This is a genomic window from Shimia sp., from assembly GCF_022448905.1.
In the GTDB taxonomy this organism is placed as follows: Bacteria; Pseudomonadota; Alphaproteobacteria; order Rhodobacterales; family Rhodobacteraceae; genus Shimia.
Genome location: NZ_JAKVCW010000009.1, coordinates 25,773 through 45,968, shown reverse-complemented (window position 1 = coordinate 45,968; position 20,196 = coordinate 25,773). Strand labels below are relative to the sequence as shown.

Sequence of the window (20,196 nt, the reverse complement as noted above, 5' to 3'; positions counted from 1 at the left end):
GTTCGCTCGGCCAAAAATGGCCGAGTGGTCACATTTTTGTGAGTGCCTTGCTTCTTTTGTCGGCAACCTTCCCTAAGTCTTCTTTGAGACCGAGATCATCGCACGTCATGGTGGTGAAGTTACCCTCGGTTTTGAACGATTACTTTTGGGAGTACCAAACCATGTTCAAGCATATGGCTCTGGTGGGCTGTGTTTCTTTTTCCTCAATGGCGATGGCTGCAGAGTTGCAGCCCGTGGATGAGGATTTCCTGGCGCAAGTTGAACATTTTGGCATTTCGCAAGCCAACTGGGACACCGGTGAACATGCGTCGGTGACCTTCCCCAACGCTTACAAATTCACGCGGCACTATGTTGTGGACCCCGGGAGCGCAGTGGCGCCGGAGGAGTGGAAAGATGAGACCGGATCGCTCGATTTCACCAAGCTGACCGGTCTGGATGCGGACGGCGAGCACACGCTGGATACACTGCTGAAGTACCGCCTGAAGAACCATTCGATGGTGGTGCTCAAAGGCGACCGGCTGTTGCACCAGCATTTCTGGAACGGGATGACGCCGGAGAGCACGCATCTGGACATGTCGGTGACTAAGTCCTTTACCGCGACGTTGGCCGGGATTGCGGCGGCTGAGGGTAAGTTGGATATGTCCAATCCAGTGGAGGCTTATCTGCCCGAGTTCAAAGGTACAGCGTTTGAGGGTGTCTCGGTTCAGGATGTGGCGGATATGAATTCCGGGTTGGACATCAAGACGCCGCCGTTTTTGTCCTGGGACCCGAAGTTCACGCAGTCGCAAGAATGGAATGGCCCCAATGACAGCGGGCTCAACGGCATTCAGGATTACCTGCTGACCATCGACAGCCAGAAATACGCACCGGGCACGCATTATCAGTATCAGGACCCAAACACCGAGATTTTGGGGCTGATTGTGGAGAAGGCCACCGGCGAGAGGTTGGCGGATTACCTTGAAGCAAAAATCTGGAGCAAATTGGGGGCCGAAGGGCCGGCCTATTTCCAGGCGGATGCCGCGGGCAATACGGTGGCTTCCGGCGGCTTGAACATGCGCACGCGGGATCTGGCTAAAATGGGGCGGGTGTTCCTCAACGAGGGGCAGAACTATTTGGGTGAGCAACTGGTGCCTCAGGCGTTCCTTGAGGCGCTGTGGCAAGGCAATGACCGCGTGCGGGCGGCCTGGTCTGTTGGCAAAGAGGCGGCGCTGGCACCGGACGGCTGGTACAAAGATCAGATCCGCGTGCTGAACATCAAAGGCCACAAGATTATCGTTTTTGTGGGCATTCACGGTCAGACGCTGGTGATGGAGCCAGCGACGGACACGGTGATTGCGATGAATGGTGGCTATCCGCAGACCGAGACCGAACGTATGAACACGCTTTTGTTTGTTGAGATTGTGCCTGCGATCCTGGAAGCGGTCGCGCCACTTTAAAAAGTCGCGACAGAGAAAAAGAAAAGCCCCGGCGGTTGCCCGGGGCTTTTTGCTGTTTGAGTGCGCCGAGAGAGCAGGTGCCTCCGGCGGGGATAATTGAGGCCAAAGGAAGCCTGAGGGCTTAGCGGTAGACCTCGTCCTCACTTGGGAAGCTGCGGGTTTTGACCTCGTGGGCGTATTGGCTGACGGCGCGCTCAATCGCGGGGCCGAGGTCGCCGTAGACTTTCACAAACTTGGGCGTCCATTCGTTCAGGCCGAGCATGTCTTCAAGCACGAGGATTTGGCCGTCACATTCCGCAGAGGCGCCGATGCCGATGGTTGGGATCGGGATTTGCTTGGTGATCTTGGCCGCGAGGGGTTCCACCATGCCTTCAAGCACGATGGCGAAGGCGCCAGCCTCAGCCACGGCTTGCGCGTCTTCTTCGTGCATCGCCCAGGTGTCTTCATCGCGGCCCTGAGTTTTGAAGCCGCCCATGACGTGGCTGGATTGCGGTGTGAGACCAATGTGGGCCATCACTGGGATGCCACGTTCGGTGAGGAATCGGATGGTTTCCGCCATACGCTTGCCGCCTTCGAGTTTGACTGCGCCGCAGCCGGTTTCTTTCATGATCTTGGCGGCGTTGCGGAAGGCCACGGCGGGGCTTTCCTCGTAAGTGCCAAAGGGCATGTCCACGACCACCAGCGCTTTTTGGGTGCCGCGCACAACGGCTTTGCCGTGCATGATCATCAGATCGAGCGGCACGCCCACGGTGCTTTCCATGCCGTGCATGACCATGCCGAGGCTGTCGCCAACCAGAATGAAGTCGGCGAATTTGTCGACGATGGCAGCGGTGTGGGCGTGGTAGCTGGTGAGGCTGACAATCGGCTCGCCACCCTTGCGGTTGGCGATCTGTGGCACCGTGGTGCGGCGGATGGGGGTCTGTGTGCTCATGGTGTGACAACCCTTTGGTCAATCAGGAGAATGTCGCCGAAGGCAACGGAGATCATGATGGCGGTGGGGCCTGTGAGCGGCCCGTCGATGGTATTGAGCGTTTCGGCGGCGACGATGTCCAGCCCTTTGAGGACAGCACGTGGCTCATCCTCGATGGTGTCTGCGATAGTTTTGCGCAGGTCGGCGACCGTGGCATCGGTTGCGGCGGCTTCGGCGGCGGCGAGGGATTTGGAGAGCACCAGCGCAGCTTGGCGATCCTCTGCCGACAGGCGCACGTTGCGCGAGGACATGGCGAGGCCGTCGGGCTCTCGCACCGTTGGCGCACCCACGATGGTGAGCGGCATGTGTAGGTCGGCTACCATGCGCTTGATGACCTGAAGCTGCTGGTAGTCCTTTTCGCCAAAGACAGCCACATCCGGCTGCACGATGTTGAACAGGCGCGCGACCACGGTGGTTACGCCGCGGAAGTGGCCGGGGCGGACTTCACCGTGCAGCATATTGGCCAAACGCGTGGTTTCCACGATGGTTTCATCACCGGCCGGATACATGGTGTCCACTTCTGGCAGGAAGACCAGAGCAACACCTGCGTCGCGCAGCATTGCAAGGTCGCGCTCTTCGTCGCGGGGGTAGGCGTCCAGATCGGCGCTTTCGCCAAATTGGGTGGGGTTCACAAAGATTGAGACAACCACATGGTTGGCCTCTGCCTTGGCGGTTTCTACAAGGGACATGTGACCCGCGTGCAGAAAGCCCATGGTGGGCACCATTGCCACAGTTTCACCGGTGGCGCGAAGCTCTTTGACTGCGGCGCGGCAGTCCGAAATCGAGCGGCAAATACGCATTCTTGCCTGTCTCCCTTCAAGGTGGTTGTGGGGTGTAATGCCCCCGCTGCGATGCAGCAAGGCTTTTTGCGGCAACGTGGCGTCGCAATTGTGCAATCAAGCGTCGGCTGGACCGTGCGCAATTTCGGCAATCCGGTACAGTTTGCGCAAAAGGATTATGCTCAGGGGAGTCGCCTGTCTCATGAAAACAAACGTAAAAGCCCTTGTTGTTGGCGGCGGTGCCGTTGGCACGTCGATTGCCTATCACCTTGCCAAAGCGGGCTGGGACGATGTGATGCTGATTGAGCGGGATGAGCTGACCTCCGGTTCGACCTGGCACGCGGCGGGCCTGCTGCCGCTGTTCAATATGTCTTATGCGACGACCCACATTCACCAGTATTCGGTGGATTTTTATAAGACGCTGGAAGAAGAGACCGGGCTGAACGCTGGGTTTGCTGTGGTGGGCAACTTGCGCATGGCGCAGACGCAGGACCGTATGGATGAGTTCATGCTCTATGCTTCTACGGCTGAGACCTGTGGTGTGAAGTATGAGTGGCTGTCTCCGGATCAGATCAGCGAGCGTTGGCCGCTGATCAAGACTGATGACCTCAAAGGCGCGCTGTTCCACACTGAGGACGGCTATATCAACCCGGCGGACGTGACCATGGCGATGGCCAAAGGCGCGCGTCAGCGTGGCGTTGAGATTGTCCGCAAAATCCAGGCGGATGCGTTTCACTGGAATGGCACCCACTGGGAAGTGACCTGCACCAAGATGGTGGAGAAGGGCGGCAACCTTGTGCCGAGCGATGAGACCTTTGTCATCACTGCCGAGCATGTGGTGACCGCGTCGGGTAACCACGCGCAGCGCACCGCGAAGATGCTGGGCATTAAGATGCCTGCGATCCCGGTGGAGCACACCTTCATCGTGATGGACCAAGACCCTGAGCTGGTGAAATGGCGTGAAGCGGGCAACCCGGAACACCCGGTCGTGCGGGATGCGGACAATGAGAGCTATGCGCGTGAGGAACGTGGTGGCTGGATTCTGGGCATCTATGAACATGGCGCACCGGCGCGGTTTGAGCACGGGGTGCCGGACAGCTTCCGCGCCGACTTGTTCCCGCTCGATCTGGACCGGATTGCGGATCAGTACATGGCGATGGCGGAGCGTGTGCCGTCCTGTGCGGAAAGCGGCCTGAAAGACGACTTCAACGGTCCAATTTGCTACACGCCGGACGGCAACCCTCTGGTGGGGGCAGCGCCGGGGCTGCGCAACATGTGGCTGGCGGAAGGGTTTTCTTTCGGCATCACCGCGGCGGGCGGCACGGGGTACTATCTTGCGCAGATGATGGTGGATGGCGAGGCCGAGATCGATATGGCGTCGCTCGACCCGAAACGCTATTCGCAGAACTGGATGACCACCGAATTTGCCGCGCGCAAAAACGAAGAGTGCTATGAGCACGTCTACATCCTGCACCACCCGGACGAAGAGCGCCCGGCGTGCCGTCCGCTGCGGACCTCGCCTGCGTTTGATCGTCAGAAAGCAAAAGGTGCGCAGTTTGGCTGGGTCAATGGTTGGGAGCGGCCAAACTACTATGGCCCGCTGGATGCGCCATCGAACTTTGATGAGCAGAGCCGCAGCTTCCGCCGGGGTGGCTGGTGGCAATATGCCATGGATGAAGCGAAAGCGATCCGTGAGGGCGTGGGCCTGATTGACGCGACGGCCTTTACCAAACATGTGGTCAAGGGGCCCGGTGCGACGCAGTTCCTCGACTGGTTCACCTGCAACAAACTGCCCAAAGTGGGGCGCATCAACCTGACCTATGCGCTAACGGCGGCGGGGACCACGCGCACCGAATACACCATCGTGCGCAATGGCGAGAACAACTATTATCTTGTCTCCGCAGGGGCTTGGACCGAATACGACGCGGACTTCCTGCGCAAGGCGGCCGAGGACAAGATGGAGGAGTTTGGCTACATCGAGATCCAGGATGTGACCACGCAGTGGGGGGTGTTTGCCATTGCTGGTCCAAAATCCCGCGATGTGCTGAAGAAGGTCATCAGCGATGCGGAACCGGATACAGCATTGTCCAACAAACGCTTCCCGTGGCTGTCGGCGCGGCAGATCGAGCTGGGCATGTGTCCGGTAAATGCGATCCGTGTGGCCTATACCGGTGAGTTGGGTTGGGAGCTGCACCACCCAATTGAGATGCAGAACTACCTCTGGGATTTGATCACCGAGGCTGGCGCGGAGTTCGACTTGAAGTTGGTCGGTGCGCGGGCGCAGAACTGGCTGCGTCAGGAGAAGTCTTATCGCGCGTTTGGCACTGAGTTGGGGCGGGATGCGACGCCAGCCGAGGCCGACCTGCCACGCTTCATCGACCTGTCCAAAGACTTCCACGGCAAGGCTGAAATGGAAGCGCTGGGCGTGCGGGTGAAGTGCTGTACCTTGCTGATCGACGGCCCAGAAGATGCGGACCCATGGGGCCGTGAGGTGCTTTACACGCCGGAAGGTGAGCGCGTTGGGCGTTTGACCTCTGGCGGCTACTCGGTGGCCTTTGAGAAGAGTATCGGCATGGGCTACGTGAAGCCGGAACTGGCGGTGGAAGGCACCAAGCTGAAGGTCAAAATGCTGGATCAGCTGTGGGATGCCACCGTGACCTGCGACAGCCCGTATGATCCAAAAAACGAGACCATCCGCAAAGATGGCTAAGTTGCCTGGAGGAATAGAAAACGCCCCGCAAATGTGCGGGGCGTTTTCTGTTTAGTATTCGCCTTTGTTGATTACGCCGTCGTTGTTGGCGTCCACCCGTTCAAACCAGCTGCGCAGAGCGGTTTCCAGTTCCGAGCGGGTGACCGAGCCGTCGAGATTCAGGTCTGTGTTTTCCCGGCCCAAACCAGACACCGCGCGCAAGAGCAGGGAGGAGGCGTCTTTGTCAGCGGCCTCCGCGCGAGCTTTGTCAAAGGCGGTGTATTCCTCGTTGCTGAGCGCACCATCTCCATCGGTGTCAAAGGTCTCAAAGATGGTTTTGCGCAGCTCTTCCACGTCGGCCCATGTGATGGTGCCGTCGCTGCCGAAGCTCCAGCTGGAGATGTCAGCGGCTTGTGCGGTGAAGGCGGTGGTGCAGGCCAGAAAGCCAGCCAAAACAAGAGAGCGTCGCATGGGGAGGTCCAATGTGTTGCGGAACAATTGGACCCAACCATAAGTGGCAATCGGGGCAGTGTCAGCCCGCAGTGAGCTCTTCAAAACACTCCTGTGCTTTTGCCGCATACATCATCGCTGGCCCACCGCCCATCTGGATCACCATGGCCAGTACATCGGCCACTTCTTCCTTGGTGGCGCCGGCCCGCACGAGGGCGTCACAGTGTAGGGAGATACAAGGTTCACAGCGGCTGACCACGGCCATGCCAAGCGCGACAAATTCCTTGGTCTTCACGTCAAGCACGCCGCCTTCTTTCACGGTTTTGCTCAATCCGCCAAAGGCGCGGGCGGTGTCGGGGATGACTTTGTTCAATCCGCGCAGTTGGGTGCGGGTTTCAGAAATCTTGTTGATCCAGCTCATGGGAATCTCCTTGGTTTGCGTGCATCATATTCCGCTTGGGGAATGTGAATTTGATCTCGATCAGGTGCGACGCAAAAAAGGGGAGCGTGACGTGGCGTCCTAAGCTGGTGCTTGCCAAGTTAGGAGTAGGTTGTTGGCAGGCATCTCAATGGCCTTATTGGGCATTAGGCCGCAGGAGGCGCCAAAAGCCTGGATGGCGACATCCGATTTGTACCCGATTTCAGGGTCTTGTGCGCGCAGGCTTTGATCGAATTGGACGTCCCCGTCGGAGACCAAAACTCCATCACGCGAGAACGGACCGTAGATGACAAGGCTCCCGCCTGGCGCTAGGGTTTTGGCCGATTCCGAGATGAGTACCTCAGCTTCAGCTTGACTGATCAAGTGCAGCAGATTGCTGAGCAGGATCAGGTCTACTGGGACGGATGTGCCGCCCCAGCCCGGCGCTGTGGCGTCGAGGAGGATCGGGGTTTCCACGTTGGTGAGTGCGGTTTCGGCCAGATAGGCTGCAATACTGGCGATCCGGTCTTCGGCAATTTCGGTGGGTTGCCACATGACCTGTGGGAACGCCTTGGCATAAGAGACGATGTGCTGGCCGGTGCCGCTGGCGATCTCCAAGGCGCGGCCTTGAGACGGCACGAAATCCGCCAGAGCCTTGGTCAACGGTTCTGTATTGCGGGCGGCGGACGGGGCAAAGAGCTTGCCGCCGCTGTCTGGCGTGGCAACCGAGGCGCTGTCTGGCAGGTTGAGGCGGCGGGGCATCAGGCAAACCTCCGGGGATCAAGGGCGGCAATGACCTCGCGATCGATTGTGGGCGTCTGTCCGGAAATCAGGTCCGCGACCAGTTGCGCCACAGCGGGGCAGGATTGGAAGCCATAGCCGCCCTGACAGGCCACCCAGAAGAAACTGGGCTCGTCAGCGTCGGGGCCGATCACCAGATTGCGGTCGGGTGAAAAGCTGCGCAGGCCCGCCCATGTGGCTTCGACGCGGGTGACTTCTTCGGTGACAAATTCCTGGTAGCGGGCAAGGCCTTCGGCGATGACCATGTCATCCGGCCAGGCATCAAACGGTGGCATCGGATCTTCCTCTGCGGGAGACACGATCAGGCTGCCCGCGTCGGGTTTGGAATACCAGTTTTCGTGAATGTCGAGCAGCATGGGCCAACGGCTCACGTCATGCCCGCCCGGCGCTGGAATGCGCGCCATGGAGCGGCGCAGGGGCGTGGCGTTGAGAGGCGTGATGCCCGCGAGTTTGGCGACCTCGTCCACCCAAGCCCCGGCAGCGTTCAGCAACAATTTGGCGGTATAGGTTTCGCCGTTTGCCATAACCTCCCAACCGTCGGAAAGCTTTGTGATTTTGGTCACTTCTTGGCTTGTATGGACCTCCCCACCCTGGGCGCGGCAGGTCTTGGCAAACCACTGGATCAGCCGGTCGGTGTCGATGTCTTCGCCGGAGTGATGGTGCGCGACATTGCCGATGGCCTCTGTATTGAGGATCGGCACCATGTCGACGGCCTGTTCCAAGTACATCGGGGCGGCGTCAAAGCTCTCGCAGCAGCGTTTGAAGGCGTCGTCTTCGCCTTTGGCGGCGAGGAACATCACGCCGCGTGGTGAGAGGAAGCCGCCATCCTCGGATTGGAAGAAGTCGCCGCTCGCGTGGCTGAGTTCCACGGTGCTGGGGGAGCCGTAGTTGGGTTCAAACATTGCGGCGGACCGGCCGGAGGCGTGGTAGCCGAGGGCAGATTCTCGTTCCAGAACAACGGTTTTTCCCAAAGGGGCAAGACGGGCAGCGGCGGAGATGCCGCCGATGCCACCGCCGATGATGAGGAAATCAATCATGCTTCGTCCAATCTGTCTGTGGCGGGGGCGGGTGTTTGGCTGAGCGCGGTGATCTCGGCGTAGAGCGCATCGTCCATGTCAAAGCGTGTCGCGGCCAGCGAGGGCTCGAGCTGTGCGAGGTTGCGTGCGGAGAGGATCGGGCTGGGCGCGGCGCTGTGTTTGGTAACCCAAGCGGCGGCCAATGTCGCGGGGTGTACGTCCCGCGCAGCGGCCAGTTCGGAAAGATCGGCAGCGGTTTTGCGCATCCAATCAACGTCATAGCGGGCGGCATAGCGCTCATCTGTGGCAAGGCGCCCATCTGCATCTTTGGCACTGTATTTGCCGGTGAGCAGACCGCCGCCAAGCGGGGAATAGGTGGCTGGCAAGATGCCAAGATCAGCGCACATGGGCAGAATCTCGACTTCAGCCTGACGTTTCACAAGGCTGTACATTGGCTGCAGCAGGTCGATTGTCAGGTCCAGTTTTGAGGCCGCCCAGGCGGCTTTCACAACTTGCCAGGCGGCGAAATTGGAGAGGCCTATGTGAGTGACCTGTCCGTCGGCCTTGAATTGCGCAAAGGTTTCAAGAGTTTCCTCAATTGGCGTGTTCGCATCAAAGCGGTGCAAATAGAGAATATCGACGTGGTCCATGTTGAGCCGCTTACGCGATACATCAAATTGCGACCGCAGATTTTCTGCACCCGCACCGCCGCGGTAGCCAACCTTTGTCGCGATCACCAAGCGCTCGCGATGCGGCGCGGCCAGTTTGCCGAGGATCGTCTCGCTGGCGCCATCTGTGTACAGATATGCGGTGTCAAAATGGGTGATGTCCGCGTCAAGGCAGGCCTCAAACATCTCGGCGCTGTCGCGCTCCGAGGCGGTGCCGCCAAACTGCATGGTGCCAAAAGCGAAGCGGCTGATCAGGGTGCCGTTGGGGCTGGAAATTGTCTGCGTCATGGCAGGACGTTGCCATGTGAACCATTTCGGGGAAAGTGGTTTTTGCGCCCTTACGCAAGAGGCGTGGTATTGGGCCCAGCTACGACCTCTTGTTTGAGCCACGACACAACAGCCTTCCTGTGTCTACGGCGAGATGTGGGATGTAGTAGGTGGTAAGCCTCTGGGGTTTCGGCAGGGTGCCAAAGGACGGTCAGGTGGCCTTGGTTTAGCGCGTCCTGAACAAGCAGGCGCGGGGCCAAGGTCACGCCTTGACCTGTGATCGCCGCGTCAATGGCCAAGGCGGTTTGATTAAAGGAGAGCACAGTGTCTGGATAGGGTAGCCCTCTGTCTTCGCAGAGAGTTTTCCAGCGGTTGTGCCCGTCCTCGATCAAAGGAAGCGTCACCGTGTCCGCCAGTGAGAGCGAAGTGGGGTTGGTCGAAGGGCGCGCCACGGCAACCAGATCCAATGGGGCCAGTGGCTCGCAATGAGTGTTGGGCACCAAAGGCACCTGCCCTTGACGAATGGCGATGTCGACCGGATCCTTGGCGAAATCCGTGCGGGTTTCCGAAGCGTGGATATGCAGGGAGATGTCCGGGTGCTGCGCCGCGAAGTTTGCCAATCGAGGCACCAGCCATTTTGAAGCGAGCGAGGGCGGCACTGACAGGGTGATTGATTGTGTCGCGGGCTTCAGGGCGCGGGTGGCGGTTTCGATCTGTTGCAACGCGGCCGAGACAGTCTCGTGATAAGCGCGGCCTTCTTCCGTAAGCGAGAGACCTTGTGGCAGCCGGTGAAACAGCTGGGTCTGGGTCTGTTTCTCGAGGTTGCGTACCTGCTGCGCCACGGCGCCTTGCGTCAGGTGAAGCGCCTCAGCCGCACGGCGAAAACTGCCGTGTTGGGCGGCAGCGTCAAACATGGATAGGCTGTTGAGGTTGATGCGAGTCATTGGTCTCGGATGTAGATTTTCTACACTCTAAGCAATGAAGCATGATTGGTCAAAAGCCGCCAAATTGGGCAGGGTTGGGCCTCAAAAGGAGCTTGATATGACCAAGGTGGCACTGATCACCGCTGGTGGCAGCGGTATGGGCGCGGATGCGGCTAAGAGATTGAAATCAGACGGGTTTGAGGTAGGCATTCTGTCTTCTTCCGGCAAAGGGGAAGCTTTGGCGGATGCGTTGGGCGGGGTTGGCGTGACCGGGTCCAATCTTGTGCCGGAAGACCTGCAAGTGTTTGTAGATAAGGCGCTTTCCAAGTGGGCGCGGGTAGATGTTCTGGTGAATTCTGCGGGACATGGGCCCAAAGGGGACATTCTGGAGATCAGTGACGACGACTGGCACCTCGGGATGGAGTACTACCTGATGAATGTGATCCGGCCTGCACGGATTGTGGCGCCGATTATGGCCAAGCAGGGGGGCGGATCGATCATCAATATCTCGACCTTTGCTGCGTTTGAACCGGACCCGTTGTTTCCGACGTCTGGTGTATTTCGGGCGGGTTTGGCGAGTTTCACCAAGTTGTTTGCCGACAAGTTCGCCGCCGAAAATGTGCGTATGAACAATATCTTGCCGGGGTTCATCGACAGCCTGCCAGAAACCGAAGATCGCAAAGCCCGTATTCCGATGGGGCGCTATGGGCGCAGTGAGGAGGTGTCTTCTCTGGTGAGTTATCTGGCTGGTGAAGGCAGTTATGTGACTGGCCAGAATTGGCGTGTGGACGGCGGGTTGACCAGCCACGTGTGATGGTGGGTTAACCTTTGTCTCAGCTATCTGTGCAGCCTCAAAACCACGTCGGTATTGCGTCGGTATCACGACTGTTTTGCGGAGGTGGGGGGTGTGGGTCTGACAAGAGGTGGGGTGGCGTTAATAAATGTCAGAAAAAGGACGCTCTCTCACCAAAGGGAAAGGGCCTGTGGCTCTCCCTTGGCCCCTGTCGCTGACAAGATCCCCGATCCATCGCCTCGCCTGCGTCAAGCCACCACTCGGCAGGCCTCGCTGGGCCGCTGGACCCAGACGCTGCGCCAGATCTTTTCGGGATCAGCGACCAGGCTCTGAAGGGAAAGGCACAGGTCGTCCGCCGTGGTGTGGCGGTGTGCAAAACGAAGGGCAGGCAGAGCCGCCAAACTCTGCCCGCGAGATGTGTCCCGGGTTACAGTTGAGGGGTTACAGGCTGCCGGCGGCGGCGTGTTTGATGGTCAGCCACATCTCTGCGGCTTTGGCCAGGGTGTTGTCCGTGTTGTCCACCTTGCTGGCGATCATGCTGAAATAGGTCAGCGAGGCGGCGTAACCGTCATAGAACTCGGTGATGGCCCCGGCTGTGGCGTCGGTCACCACCATGACCTCAAAGCCGACCTCGATCAGGGAGCGCATGTGGCTTTCGGTGCAGAGGTTACGACATGCCGCCGAGGATGACCTTGTTGATGCCTTTCTTGCGCAGTTGCAGCGCGACGTCGTTGCTGCCCGGGCCGTAGACCTTGTGCGGACTGGTCACCAGCACGTGGTTATGCTCAAAATAGTGTTTGTAGCTTTCCAGCCAATCAGCGCCGGAGCTTTCAAAGCCGGTCATATCCGGCGCGCTGGTCCGGGCAATCGCCGCGCGCCTTCCGAAAGGCAGCGAAGGGCGATGTGTCCGGTTTGCTGCAGACCTGTGTTAGGCCCCTACGGGTGGCGGCAAGGTGACGCCACTGTCATAGCTTTGTTGGAGCAGCGCCTTGCGGCGCGGCTCTGAGCCGGTGGACCCATAGAGCAATTCCATGCGGCGGGGAGAGAAGCCAAAGAAGCCAAAAGTGCCGTCTGTCCAACAAGTGTCGAGAGCGGCGCGGTAGCCTTTGCTTTCGATTTCGTCAGAGCGGGCGCCTGCCGGGACCAGCAGAAGTCCGCTGCGATTGCGTTGTAGGGATTTTTCGGTGTTGTCGAGTTGGTCATAGGCCCAGCCCCAGCTCCAGACCCGATCGACCCAGCCTTTGGTCATGGAGGGCATGCCCCACCAGAACAGCGGGAAGATCAGACAGATTGCGTCGGCGCGCGCGATGCGGTCTTGTTCTCGCGTAACATCGGCGGGAACGTTGGTTTTTCCATCGCTTTCGATATCCGCCATGGTCCACAGCGGGTTGAAACCTTCAGCGTGCAAGTCCGCCAATTCGGTGCTGTGTCCTGCGGCTTCTGCTCCGGCCATGAAGTGTTGCGCAGTGGCATGGCTGAAGGAGTTGGGGTTGGGGTGATCGAGAACGGTGAGAACGTGCATGGGGGCCTCTGGAAATGTGTTTGAGGCAATGTAGGACTCCAAGACGGCTTTAGGTCAAATGTAAATACAGTATTTAAAACAATATAATATCCGAATTTACTGGGGTCGTAGGGAGGTTTTTTGTCCTGATCTCGAGTTGTGGCACTTACATGGAGTGTATTGGATGATTCGGCCGATAGTCGGGCCAAAAGGCAGGCAATCATACGCGCACGGCCAGTTTCAGGAATGTGTCGATGCTGTCAAAAATAACAGGTTTAGGGGTGCTTTTGCATCGCATGGTGAGCAGTTTAAAATGCCGCAAAAAAGCACCAACGCGCTGATTTTTTCTTTCAAACTTAGTTAGGGATTTCGATCCTAGCCTCCTTCTCGATTTTTGGAGAAGGAGAAAAATCATGAAAAAAATGGCAGCTACTTTGAGCATGATGTGCCTCATGACACCCCTATATGCAGCTGAATTGTCAGTCAGTTTGGCGGAGATTCCCGGCCTTGCGGCGCCAGATGGAAATGGGGGCGCGGAAGGCACGCTTCCACATCTGTTGCGCATTGTCGACGAGCATTATGACGGCGGTGATTTTAGCTATCAGGTCTTCCCGTTTGGCCGCTCCATTCAGAATGTGGCCACGCGTAAATCGGATGTACATGCGCCGTTGATCGATACGGGCGCCGGCAGTCCGCCGGAATTCCAGTATATTGACGAACCGCTTTTGGATGTCACCTTTGTGGTCTATTCGCGCAAAGATTCACCTCTGAATGCGGACTCAGATTTCACCGCTTTGCGGGTTGAGACCATGATCGGACATGCGCATTTCTTTGACTTTGCCGTGGACGAGGTCGCTTCAATCGAAATTGGTCTTAAGAAACTGGCCAAAGGGCGCACCGATGCGTTCATCATGGAGCAGGATGCGGTGGATGGAGTGATCAAGGCCGAGGGCATGATCGATTTGCATCGCGCCAAGTATGCTGTTTGGGATTCTACTTTGATCGTGCCGACTGGAGCGGAAGGAGACGCGCTGAATGCGGCTTTGTCTGCGGCGGTGGTCGCCGCGAAATCCGACGCCCGCTATGCGGCGGCAGCAGAGCAAGTGCACGCGCCGTTTCAGGACTGGCAGCCGTAAAACTCAGGTAAGAAGGATAACGCCTCGCAGCGATGTGAGGCGTTCCCATAACGATGAGATGGGGTTTACGCGTCGCGGCTGAGACGTTCTTCGAGCACTTCAAAGGGCACGCCGGGCGTGTCCTTGGCGCCGCGGATCACCAGCGAGGTTTTCACGCTGGCCACATTGGGCGCGGAGGTCAGGTCTTCGGTCAGGAAGGTCTGGAACGTGCTGAGGTCGGGGGCGACGCATTTCAGGATGAAATCCACCTCGCCATTGAGCATGTGACATTCGCGCACCAGCGGCCAGTCGCGGCAGCGGTCTTCAAAGGCGGAGAGGTCTGCTTCGGCCTGGCTGACGAGGCCGACCATGGCAAAGACCTGTACCTCAAAGCCCAATTCGCGGCTGTCGACGTCGGCGTGGTAGCCGCGGATGTAGCCTGCGTCTTCCAGCGTGCGCACGCGGCGCAGACAGGGCGGGGCGGAGATGCCGACTCGCTTGGCGAGCTCAACATTGGTCATGCGGCCGTCGGCCTGTAACTCTGCGAGGATTTTGCGATCGATAGGATCTAGCCGGTGTCCGGGCATGTATCTCGTCTCGTTGGTTAATTTTGCGGTTGTTATAGCATCAAAGGGCAAGTGCGCAATTATATTTCGTGTTAGCGCAATATCCTTTTACGGTTTTCTGCCGACTGCTGATTTTTTGGACCACACGTTTTGGTTTTTGGTCTTGGGCTTTTCCTGACGTGTGCGGAGGGCTATATCGGCTACCGACTTAGACTTTGCAACGCGGAAAGGTGCCTTTCATGGGCGAGACAAAACACACCAAGGTTCTGATCATTGGGTCCGGGCCTGCGGGCTATACGGCGGGCGTTTATGCGAGCCGCGCGATGCTGGAGCCGGTGCTGGTGCAGGGCATCGAGCCGGGTGGGCAGCTGACCACCACAACCGAGGTGGAGAACTACCCGTCGTTTGTGGAAGTGCAGGGCCCGGAGCTTATGCAGAAGATGGAAGCGCACGCCCGCGCGATGGGCTGTGAGATCATCGGCGACATGATTGTGGACCTCGACCTGAGCGAGCGTCCGTTCAAGGCGAAAGGTGACAGCGGCACGCTTTACACTGCGGATGCGGTTATTTTGGCAACTGGTGCACGCGCCAAGTGGCTGGGGCTGGAGAGCGAAGAGGCGTTTAAGGGCTTTGGTGTTTCGGCCTGTGCGACCTGTGACGGGTTCTTCTATCGCGGTCAGGAGATTGTGGTTGTCGGTGGCGGCAACACTGCCGTTGAGGAAGCGCTGTTTTTGACCAACTTCGCCTCCAAAGTGACCTTGATCCACCGTCGGGATGAGCTGCGAGCGGAGAAAATCCTGCAGGACCGTCTGTTGAAGCATGAGAAGATCGAGACGCTGTGGTTCCACACGCTGGAAGAAGTTGTTGGCGACGACAATCCAAAAGGTGTGACCGGCGTGAAGGTGAAGCACGTAGACACTGGCGAGATCAAAGAGATCCCGGCGGCGGGTGTGTTCATCGCGATTGGCCACGCGCCTGCGAGCGAGTTGGTGAAAGATCAGCTGGAGCTGCACAACGGTGGGTACGTGAAGGTTGAGGCAGGTACCTCCAAGACCTCTATCCCCGGCGTGTTTGCGGCGGGTGATTTAACCGACCATGTCTACCGTCAGGCGGTGACCTCGGCGGGCATGGGCTGTATGGCGGCGCTGGATGCTGAGAAGTTTATCGCCGAAAACGAGTGAGTTTTTTACGAAAGTGAGATTGAAGCGGGGTCGTGTTTGCGGCCCCGTTTTTCTTTGCGGTTGTGCGCAGATGCGCAGGGGGCTGCGCCTTGACCCATCGGGCGCGGTTGGTCAGTCTCTCATGAAGGGACCCCAGATAAAGGACGGCACCGGTGAACAGATTGTGGCAGGGCAATTGGCGCACAAAGGCGCGCATCGTGTCGGGGTTGATCCTTTTTTGTTATGTGCTGTTTCACTTCTTCAATATTGGCATGGGGCTGTTTTCTCTTGAGGCGATGGAGTGGGCACAGGATGGGTTGGAAGCTGTGACCAGCAATCCGTTGGGGCAGCTCGCGCTCTATGGGGCGTTGTTGACCCATATGGGGTTGGCTTTGTACCGCTTGGCGCGGAAACGCACGCTGCGCATGCCCGCGTCGGAGGCGGGGCAGGTGCTGTTGGGGTTGCTGATCCCGCTGTTGTTGATGACCCATATTGTACACACGCGGGTGGCCGAGAACCGGTTTGAGGTGGAGCCAGAGATGGGCTTCATTGCCGGTCTGATCTGGAATTCGCCCAGCGGCTGGCAGCAGGCGGCTCTGCTGCTGGTGGTGTGGATTCACGCCTGTATTGGTCTGCATATGTGGCTGCGGGTGCTGCCCAGTTGGCGGCGGGTGTTGCCGGTGATGTTGTCGCTCGCGACCTTGGTACCAGCCTTTGCGCTGGCCGGGTTTCTGGTGCAGGGGCGGTTGCAGAATATGCGGCTGTTTGATCCGGAAGGCGGTGCGGCCTTGCGGGAGAGTTACGGCTTTCCGACGGTGGAGACCTTTGCGCGACTGGCCGAGATCAACCGCAGCTTGCTGGGTGTTTTTGTCGGGCTCTTGGTGCTGACCATGGCGGTGCATTTTGGGCGGCGCTTTATCGGGGCGCGCCGTGCGGTGCGTATTCGCTATGTTGATGGGCCGGAGATTTCCGGGCAGCCGGGTATGACTTTGCTGGAGATGTCGCGCGTGGCCGGGGTGCCGCATATGGCGCTGTGTGGTGGTCGTGGGCGTTGCACCACCTGTCGGGTGATTGTCGAGGAAGGCGCAGAGTTGTTGCACCCGCCGGAGAAGGCGGAGGCGGACAGTTTGGCGGCGGTGAATGCACCGCCTAATGCGCGGTTGGCCTGTCAGTTACGGCCCAAGGAGCCGGCAACCGTGCTGCGGGTGTTTCGCAGTGATGGGCAGCAGGCGCGGGCACATCAGAGCCTCGGGCAAGAGCGGCGGTTGGCGATCCTGTTTCTGGATATGCGGAGTTTTACGGCGCGCACCACGGGACAGTTGCCTTACGATGTCGTGTTTCTGTTGAACCGTTTCTTTGATGCGATTGTGCCGTCGATCACTGGTGTCGGGGGTACGGTGGATAAGTATCTGGGTGATGGGCTGCTGGCGGTGTTTGAGCTCGACAGTGAAGAGGCTTCGGCAAAGGCGGCAATTGAGGCGGCGGCGGGGATCAGTTCGGCCTTGCAGGTGTTTAATCAGACCCTGAAAGCGGAAAATGCGACGCCAGTTGCGATCGGTATGGGGGTGCATTTGGGGGAGTTGGTGCTTGGCGAAATTGGCGCGGTGAATCTCGCGCCGCGCACTATCATTGGCGACACCGTGAATGCTGCCAGCCGCTTGGAGGGGCAAACCAAGGCGCTGGGCGTGGAGGTGCTGGTGTCCGAAGCTGTGTTGGCCGCGGCGGGGCATGATCCGGAGGTACATACACTTGAGGTGTTGGAGTTGCGCGGCGTGGCGCAGCCAGTCCGGGCTTTGGCGCTGAAGCGGGCGGCGGCCTTGCCTGCGGTGCTGTCCAAGCAGGCCGAAACGGTGTGAGGTCGCGCTGCGTTGCAGCATTGCAACGGTAGCATATTTGCTATGCAAAAGCCAAATAAGGCTTTGAGATTTTGCCAAACCGCCCTATGTGTTCACGCGTGAACACACTTTGAGTCGTTTGTTAATGTCATTTCAGACCGCCAAACCCACATCAGATGAGGAAGACGTGCTCTTCCGCCTTCTGCGCCAGCTTGATCAGGCGCCAGAAGCATCACAGCGCGCCACTGCGGCGGCGGTGGGGATTTCTTTGGGGCGTCTGAATGCACAACTGCGCGCTGCGGCAGAAGCCGGGCTGATTACCATTAGTGATCGCGCGGGCCCGGACAAACGACAGAGGTTTGCCTATTCGCTCACCGCGCGTGGTGCGGCGGAGAAAGTGCGGCTCACAGATCAATTCCTCGCCCGCAAGCTCTCTGAATATGAGGCGCTCCATGCGGAACTGACAGGCTCGGCAAGCGGCCTGGTTCCTATCAAACACAGGACACATCCAATGCAAAACAATCTGGCTCCTATTCCTGAGCTCTATGTTTCTTATGAGAGTGCTCAGAAGCTGAAAGTGGAAGCGGCCGATCTGGTCAGCTGGGATCTGACACCGCGTCAGATCTGTGACTTGGAACTGCTGATGAACGGTGGCTTCAACCCGCTCAAAGGCTTCCTGAGCGAAGAAGACTACAACGGTGTTGTTGAGAACATGCGCCTGGCGGATGGCTCCCTGTGGCCAATGCCGATCAACCTGGATGTGTCCGAGGAATTTGCCGCGGGTCTGGAAGAAGGCCAGGACATTGCGCTGCGCGATCAGGAAGGCGTGATCCTCGCCACCATGACCGTGACCGACAATTTTGTGCCCAACAAAGCGTTGGAAGCGGAAAAAGTGTTTGGGGCGGATGATGACGCGCACCCAGCGGTGAACTACCTGCACAACCACGCGGGTAAAGTGTACCTCGGTGGTCCGGTGACCGGCATTCAACAGCCTGTGCACTATGACTTCCGCGCCCGTCGCGACACGCCAAACGAGCTGCGCGCCTACTTCCGCAAAATGGGCTGGCGCAAAGTGGTTGCGTTCCAAACCCGCAACCCGCTGCACCGTGCGCACCAGGAACTGACTTTCCGTGCCGCCAAAGAAGCGCAGGCCAACCTGTTGATCCACCCTGTTGTGGGCATGACCAAGCCGGGCGATGTGGATCACTTCACCCGCGTGCGCTGCTATGAGGCGGTTCTGGACAAGTATCCTGCCTCCACCACCTCCATGTCCCTGCTGAACCTGGCGATGCGTATGGCTGGCCCACGTGAGGCGGTTTGGCACGGTCTGATCCGCGCCAACCACGGCTGCACCCACTTCATCGTTGGCCGCGATCACGCTGGCCCCGGTAAGAACTCCGCAGGCGAAGACTTCTACGGGCCCTATGACGCGCAGGAACTGTTCCGTGCACATGAAGAAGAAATCGGCATCACTATGGTCGACTTCAAACACATGGTGTGGGTGCAGGAGCGTGCGCAGTACGAGCCAATGGACGAAATTCAGGACAAAGACGATGTCACCATCCTGAACATCTCCGGCACCGAGCTGCGTCGTCGCCTGGCCGAAGGTCTGGAAATCCCTGAGTGGTTCTCCTTCCCGGAAGTTGTGAAAGAGCTACGCAAGACCAAGCCACCACGTGCGAAACAGGGCTTCACCGTGTTCTTCACCGGCTTCTCCGGCTCCGGCAAATCCACCATTGCAAACGCTCTGATGGTCAAGCTGATGGAAATGGGTGGTCGTCCGGTGACGCTGCTGGATGGCGACATTGTGCGGAAAAACCTCAGCTCCGAGCTGGGCTTCTCCAAAGAGCACCGTGACCTGAACATCCGTCGGATCGGCTATGTGGCGTCTGAGATCACCAAAAACGGTGGTATCGCGATCTGTGCGCCAATCGCGCCATATGCCACCACACGTCGTGCCGTACGTGAAGACATCGAAGGCTTTGGTGCCTTTGTAGAAGTGCACGTGGCGACCTCGATTGAGGAATGTGAACGCCGTGACCGCAAAGGCCTCTATAAGCTGGCGCGCGAAGGTAAGATCAAAGAGTTCACCGGTATTTCTGACCCATATGACGTGCCAGAGAACCCAGAGCTGCGTGTGGAGACCGAAGGTGCCGATGTGGACAACTGTGCCCATCAGGTGATCCTGAAGCTGGAAAGCCTCGGCCTGATCTCCGGCTAAGCCGTCTGGCATTTGAAATTGGAAAAGGCGCGGGATGTCCCGCGCCTTTTTTTGTGAGTGGTGGTTGGTCTTAGCCTTCCGGGATCAGCACTTTGTCGATCACGTGGATCACACCGTTGGAGGCGCCAATGTCTGCGGACACCACTTTGGCGCCGTTGACCTTGACGCCGTTGCGGGCGTTCACGTTGAGTTTCTCGCCCTCAACCGTCGCCACGGTGGCTTTCTTGCCCGCGATGTCGCCGGACATCACCTTGGCGGGCACCACGTGGTAGGTCAGAATAGACACCAGTTTGTCTTTGTTTTCCGGCTTCAGCAGGTCCTCAACGGTGCCAGCAGGCAGCGCGGCAAACGCTTCGTCGGTTGGGGCAAATACGGTGAAGGGGCCATCACCTTTCAGAGTGTCCACGAGGCCCGCGGCCTGAACGGCGGCAACCAGGGTGGTGAAGCTGCCAGCACCAACGGCGGTGTCGACGATGTCTTTTTTGCCGTGGCCATCCGCCATGGCGAAGGTGGCGGTTGTTACGGCCATAGCTGCGCCCATAACGGATGCGATGAAGGTGCGTCTGAACATGTGATTTCCTCTCCAAT

Annotated in this window: 20 protein-coding genes; 7 read left to right on the top strand and 13 right to left on the bottom strand. The window is 58.7% G+C overall.

Annotated elements, in window-relative coordinates:
- Nucleotides 1-161 precede the first annotated feature (161 nt).
- A complete protein-coding gene (locus tag MK208_RS12160) occupies nt 162-1,436 on the top strand; it encodes a serine hydrolase (RefSeq protein WP_294116855.1) in 1,275 nt (424 codons plus the stop codon).
- A gap of 121 nt (nt 1,437-1,557) precedes the next feature.
- On the opposite strand, the gene panB is transcribed toward MK208_RS12160, so the two are convergent.
- Together panB and panC are read right to left on the bottom strand one after the other, a co-directional pair.
- A complete protein-coding gene (gene panB, locus MK208_RS12155) occupies nt 1,558-2,367 on the bottom strand; it encodes a 3-methyl-2-oxobutanoate hydroxymethyltransferase (RefSeq protein ID WP_294116853.1) in 810 nt (269 codons plus the stop codon).
- Complete coding sequence (panC, locus tag MK208_RS12150; protein ID WP_294116850.1) at nt 2,364-3,206, bottom strand: pantoate--beta-alanine ligase; 843 nt, start codon at nt 3,204-3,206, stop codon at nt 2,364-2,366. Before panC ends, panB begins: the two co-directional genes overlap by 4 nt.
- A 181-nt stretch (nt 3,207-3,387) precedes the next feature.
- Between panC and MK208_RS12145 the strand changes: the two genes are divergently transcribed.
- Nucleotides 3,388-5,895 (top strand): FAD-dependent oxidoreductase, encoded by a 2,508-nt coding sequence (locus MK208_RS12145; protein ID WP_294116847.1) that lies wholly within the window; start codon nt 3,388-3,390, stop codon nt 5,893-5,895.
- A 51-nt stretch (nt 5,896-5,946) separates the two neighbouring features.
- Here the strand turns inward: MK208_RS12145 and MK208_RS12140 are convergent, their stop codons facing one another.
- The 6 genes from MK208_RS12140 to MK208_RS12115 form a co-directional block, all read right to left on the bottom strand.
- Nucleotides 5,947-6,345 carry an EF-hand domain-containing protein gene (locus MK208_RS12140; protein WP_294116845.1) on the bottom strand — a complete coding sequence of 133 codons (399 nt, stop codon included), beginning with the start codon at nt 6,343-6,345 and terminating at the stop codon, nt 5,947-5,949.
- A gap of 61 nt (nt 6,346-6,406) precedes the next feature.
- A complete protein-coding gene (locus tag MK208_RS12135; RefSeq protein WP_294116843.1) occupies nt 6,407-6,745 on the bottom strand; it encodes a carboxymuconolactone decarboxylase family protein in 339 nt (112 codons plus the stop codon).
- Between the two features lie 99 nt (nt 6,746-6,844).
- On the bottom strand, nt 6,845-7,504 hold the full coding sequence (locus MK208_RS12130) for a DUF938 domain-containing protein (protein ID WP_294116839.1): 660 nt from the start codon (nt 7,502-7,504) through the stop codon (nt 6,845-6,847).
- On the bottom strand, nt 7,504-8,580 hold the full coding sequence (locus MK208_RS12125) for an FAD-binding oxidoreductase (protein ID WP_294116838.1): 1,077 nt from the start codon (nt 8,578-8,580) through the stop codon (nt 7,504-7,506). Before MK208_RS12125 ends, MK208_RS12130 begins: the two co-directional genes overlap by 1 nt.
- Complete coding sequence (locus tag MK208_RS12120) at nt 8,577-9,515, bottom strand: aldo/keto reductase (RefSeq protein WP_294116837.1); 939 nt, start codon at nt 9,513-9,515, stop codon at nt 8,577-8,579. The genes MK208_RS12125 and MK208_RS12120 overlap by 4 nt, the downstream gene beginning before the upstream one ends.
- 50 nt (nt 9,516-9,565) lie before the next feature.
- Nucleotides 9,566-10,438: a LysR substrate-binding domain-containing protein gene (locus tag MK208_RS12115; protein WP_294116836.1), complete on the bottom strand. Its 873-nt coding sequence runs from the start codon at nt 10,436-10,438 to the stop codon at nt 9,566-9,568.
- A 97-nt stretch (nt 10,439-10,535) separates the two neighbouring features.
- Between MK208_RS12115 and MK208_RS12110 the strand changes: the two genes are divergently transcribed.
- Nucleotides 10,536-11,231 carry an SDR family oxidoreductase gene (locus tag MK208_RS12110; protein WP_294116835.1) on the top strand — a complete coding sequence of 232 codons (696 nt, stop codon included), beginning with the start codon at nt 10,536-10,538 and terminating at the stop codon, nt 11,229-11,231.
- A gap of 420 nt (nt 11,232-11,651) precedes the next feature.
- On the opposite strand, the gene MK208_RS12105 is transcribed toward MK208_RS12110, so the two are convergent.
- The 3 genes from MK208_RS12105 to MK208_RS12095 all read right to left on the bottom strand — a co-directional run bounded on the left by MK208_RS12105 (nt 11,652) and on the right by MK208_RS12095 (nt 12,732).
- Nucleotides 11,652-11,858, bottom strand: a complete 207-nt coding sequence (locus MK208_RS12105) for a hypothetical protein (protein ID WP_294116834.1) — start codon at nt 11,856-11,858, stop codon at nt 11,652-11,654.
- A 19-nt stretch (nt 11,859-11,877) separates the two neighbouring features.
- Nucleotides 11,878-12,054 (bottom strand): hypothetical protein, encoded by a 177-nt coding sequence (locus MK208_RS12100; RefSeq protein WP_294116833.1) that lies wholly within the window; start codon nt 12,052-12,054, stop codon nt 11,878-11,880.
- A gap of 84 nt (nt 12,055-12,138) precedes the next feature.
- Nucleotides 12,139-12,732: an NAD(P)H-dependent oxidoreductase gene (locus tag MK208_RS12095; protein ID WP_294116831.1), complete on the bottom strand. Its 594-nt coding sequence runs from the start codon at nt 12,730-12,732 to the stop codon at nt 12,139-12,141.
- Nucleotides 12,733-13,124: 392 nt separating this feature from the next.
- Here MK208_RS12095 and MK208_RS12090 point away from each other — a divergent pair, with 392 nt between their 5' ends.
- Nucleotides 13,125-13,847: a hypothetical protein gene (locus MK208_RS12090; protein WP_294116829.1), complete on the top strand. Its 723-nt coding sequence runs from the start codon at nt 13,125-13,127 to the stop codon at nt 13,845-13,847.
- A gap of 65 nt (nt 13,848-13,912) precedes the next feature.
- Here MK208_RS12090 and MK208_RS12085 read toward each other — a convergent pair whose 3' ends face one another.
- A complete protein-coding gene (locus tag MK208_RS12085) occupies nt 13,913-14,413 on the bottom strand; it encodes an Lrp/AsnC family transcriptional regulator (protein ID WP_294116827.1) in 501 nt (166 codons plus the stop codon).
- A 218-nt stretch (nt 14,414-14,631) separates the two neighbouring features.
- On the opposite strand from MK208_RS12085, the gene trxB reads away from it, so the two are divergent.
- From trxB to MK208_RS12070, 3 genes are all read left to right on the top strand, one after another.
- Nucleotides 14,632-15,573: a thioredoxin-disulfide reductase gene (trxB, locus tag MK208_RS12080; protein WP_294116823.1), complete on the top strand. Its 942-nt coding sequence runs from the start codon at nt 14,632-14,634 to the stop codon at nt 15,571-15,573.
- A 152-nt stretch (nt 15,574-15,725) separates the two neighbouring features.
- Nucleotides 15,726-17,408 (top strand): adenylate/guanylate cyclase domain-containing protein, encoded by a 1,683-nt coding sequence (locus MK208_RS12075; RefSeq protein WP_366010941.1) that lies wholly within the window; start codon nt 15,726-15,728, stop codon nt 17,406-17,408.
- 124 nt (nt 17,409-17,532) lie between these two features.
- Nucleotides 17,533-19,608 (top strand): bifunctional sulfate adenylyltransferase/adenylylsulfate kinase, encoded by a 2,076-nt coding sequence (locus tag MK208_RS12070; RefSeq protein ID WP_294116821.1) that lies wholly within the window; start codon nt 17,533-17,535, stop codon nt 19,606-19,608.
- A gap of 70 nt (nt 19,609-19,678) precedes the next feature.
- Here the strand turns inward: MK208_RS12070 and MK208_RS12065 are convergent, their stop codons facing one another.
- Nucleotides 19,679-20,179 carry a fasciclin domain-containing protein gene (locus MK208_RS12065; RefSeq protein WP_294116819.1) on the bottom strand — a complete coding sequence of 167 codons (501 nt, stop codon included), beginning with the start codon at nt 20,177-20,179 and terminating at the stop codon, nt 19,679-19,681.
- Between the last annotated feature and the right edge of the window lie 17 nt (nt 20,180-20,196).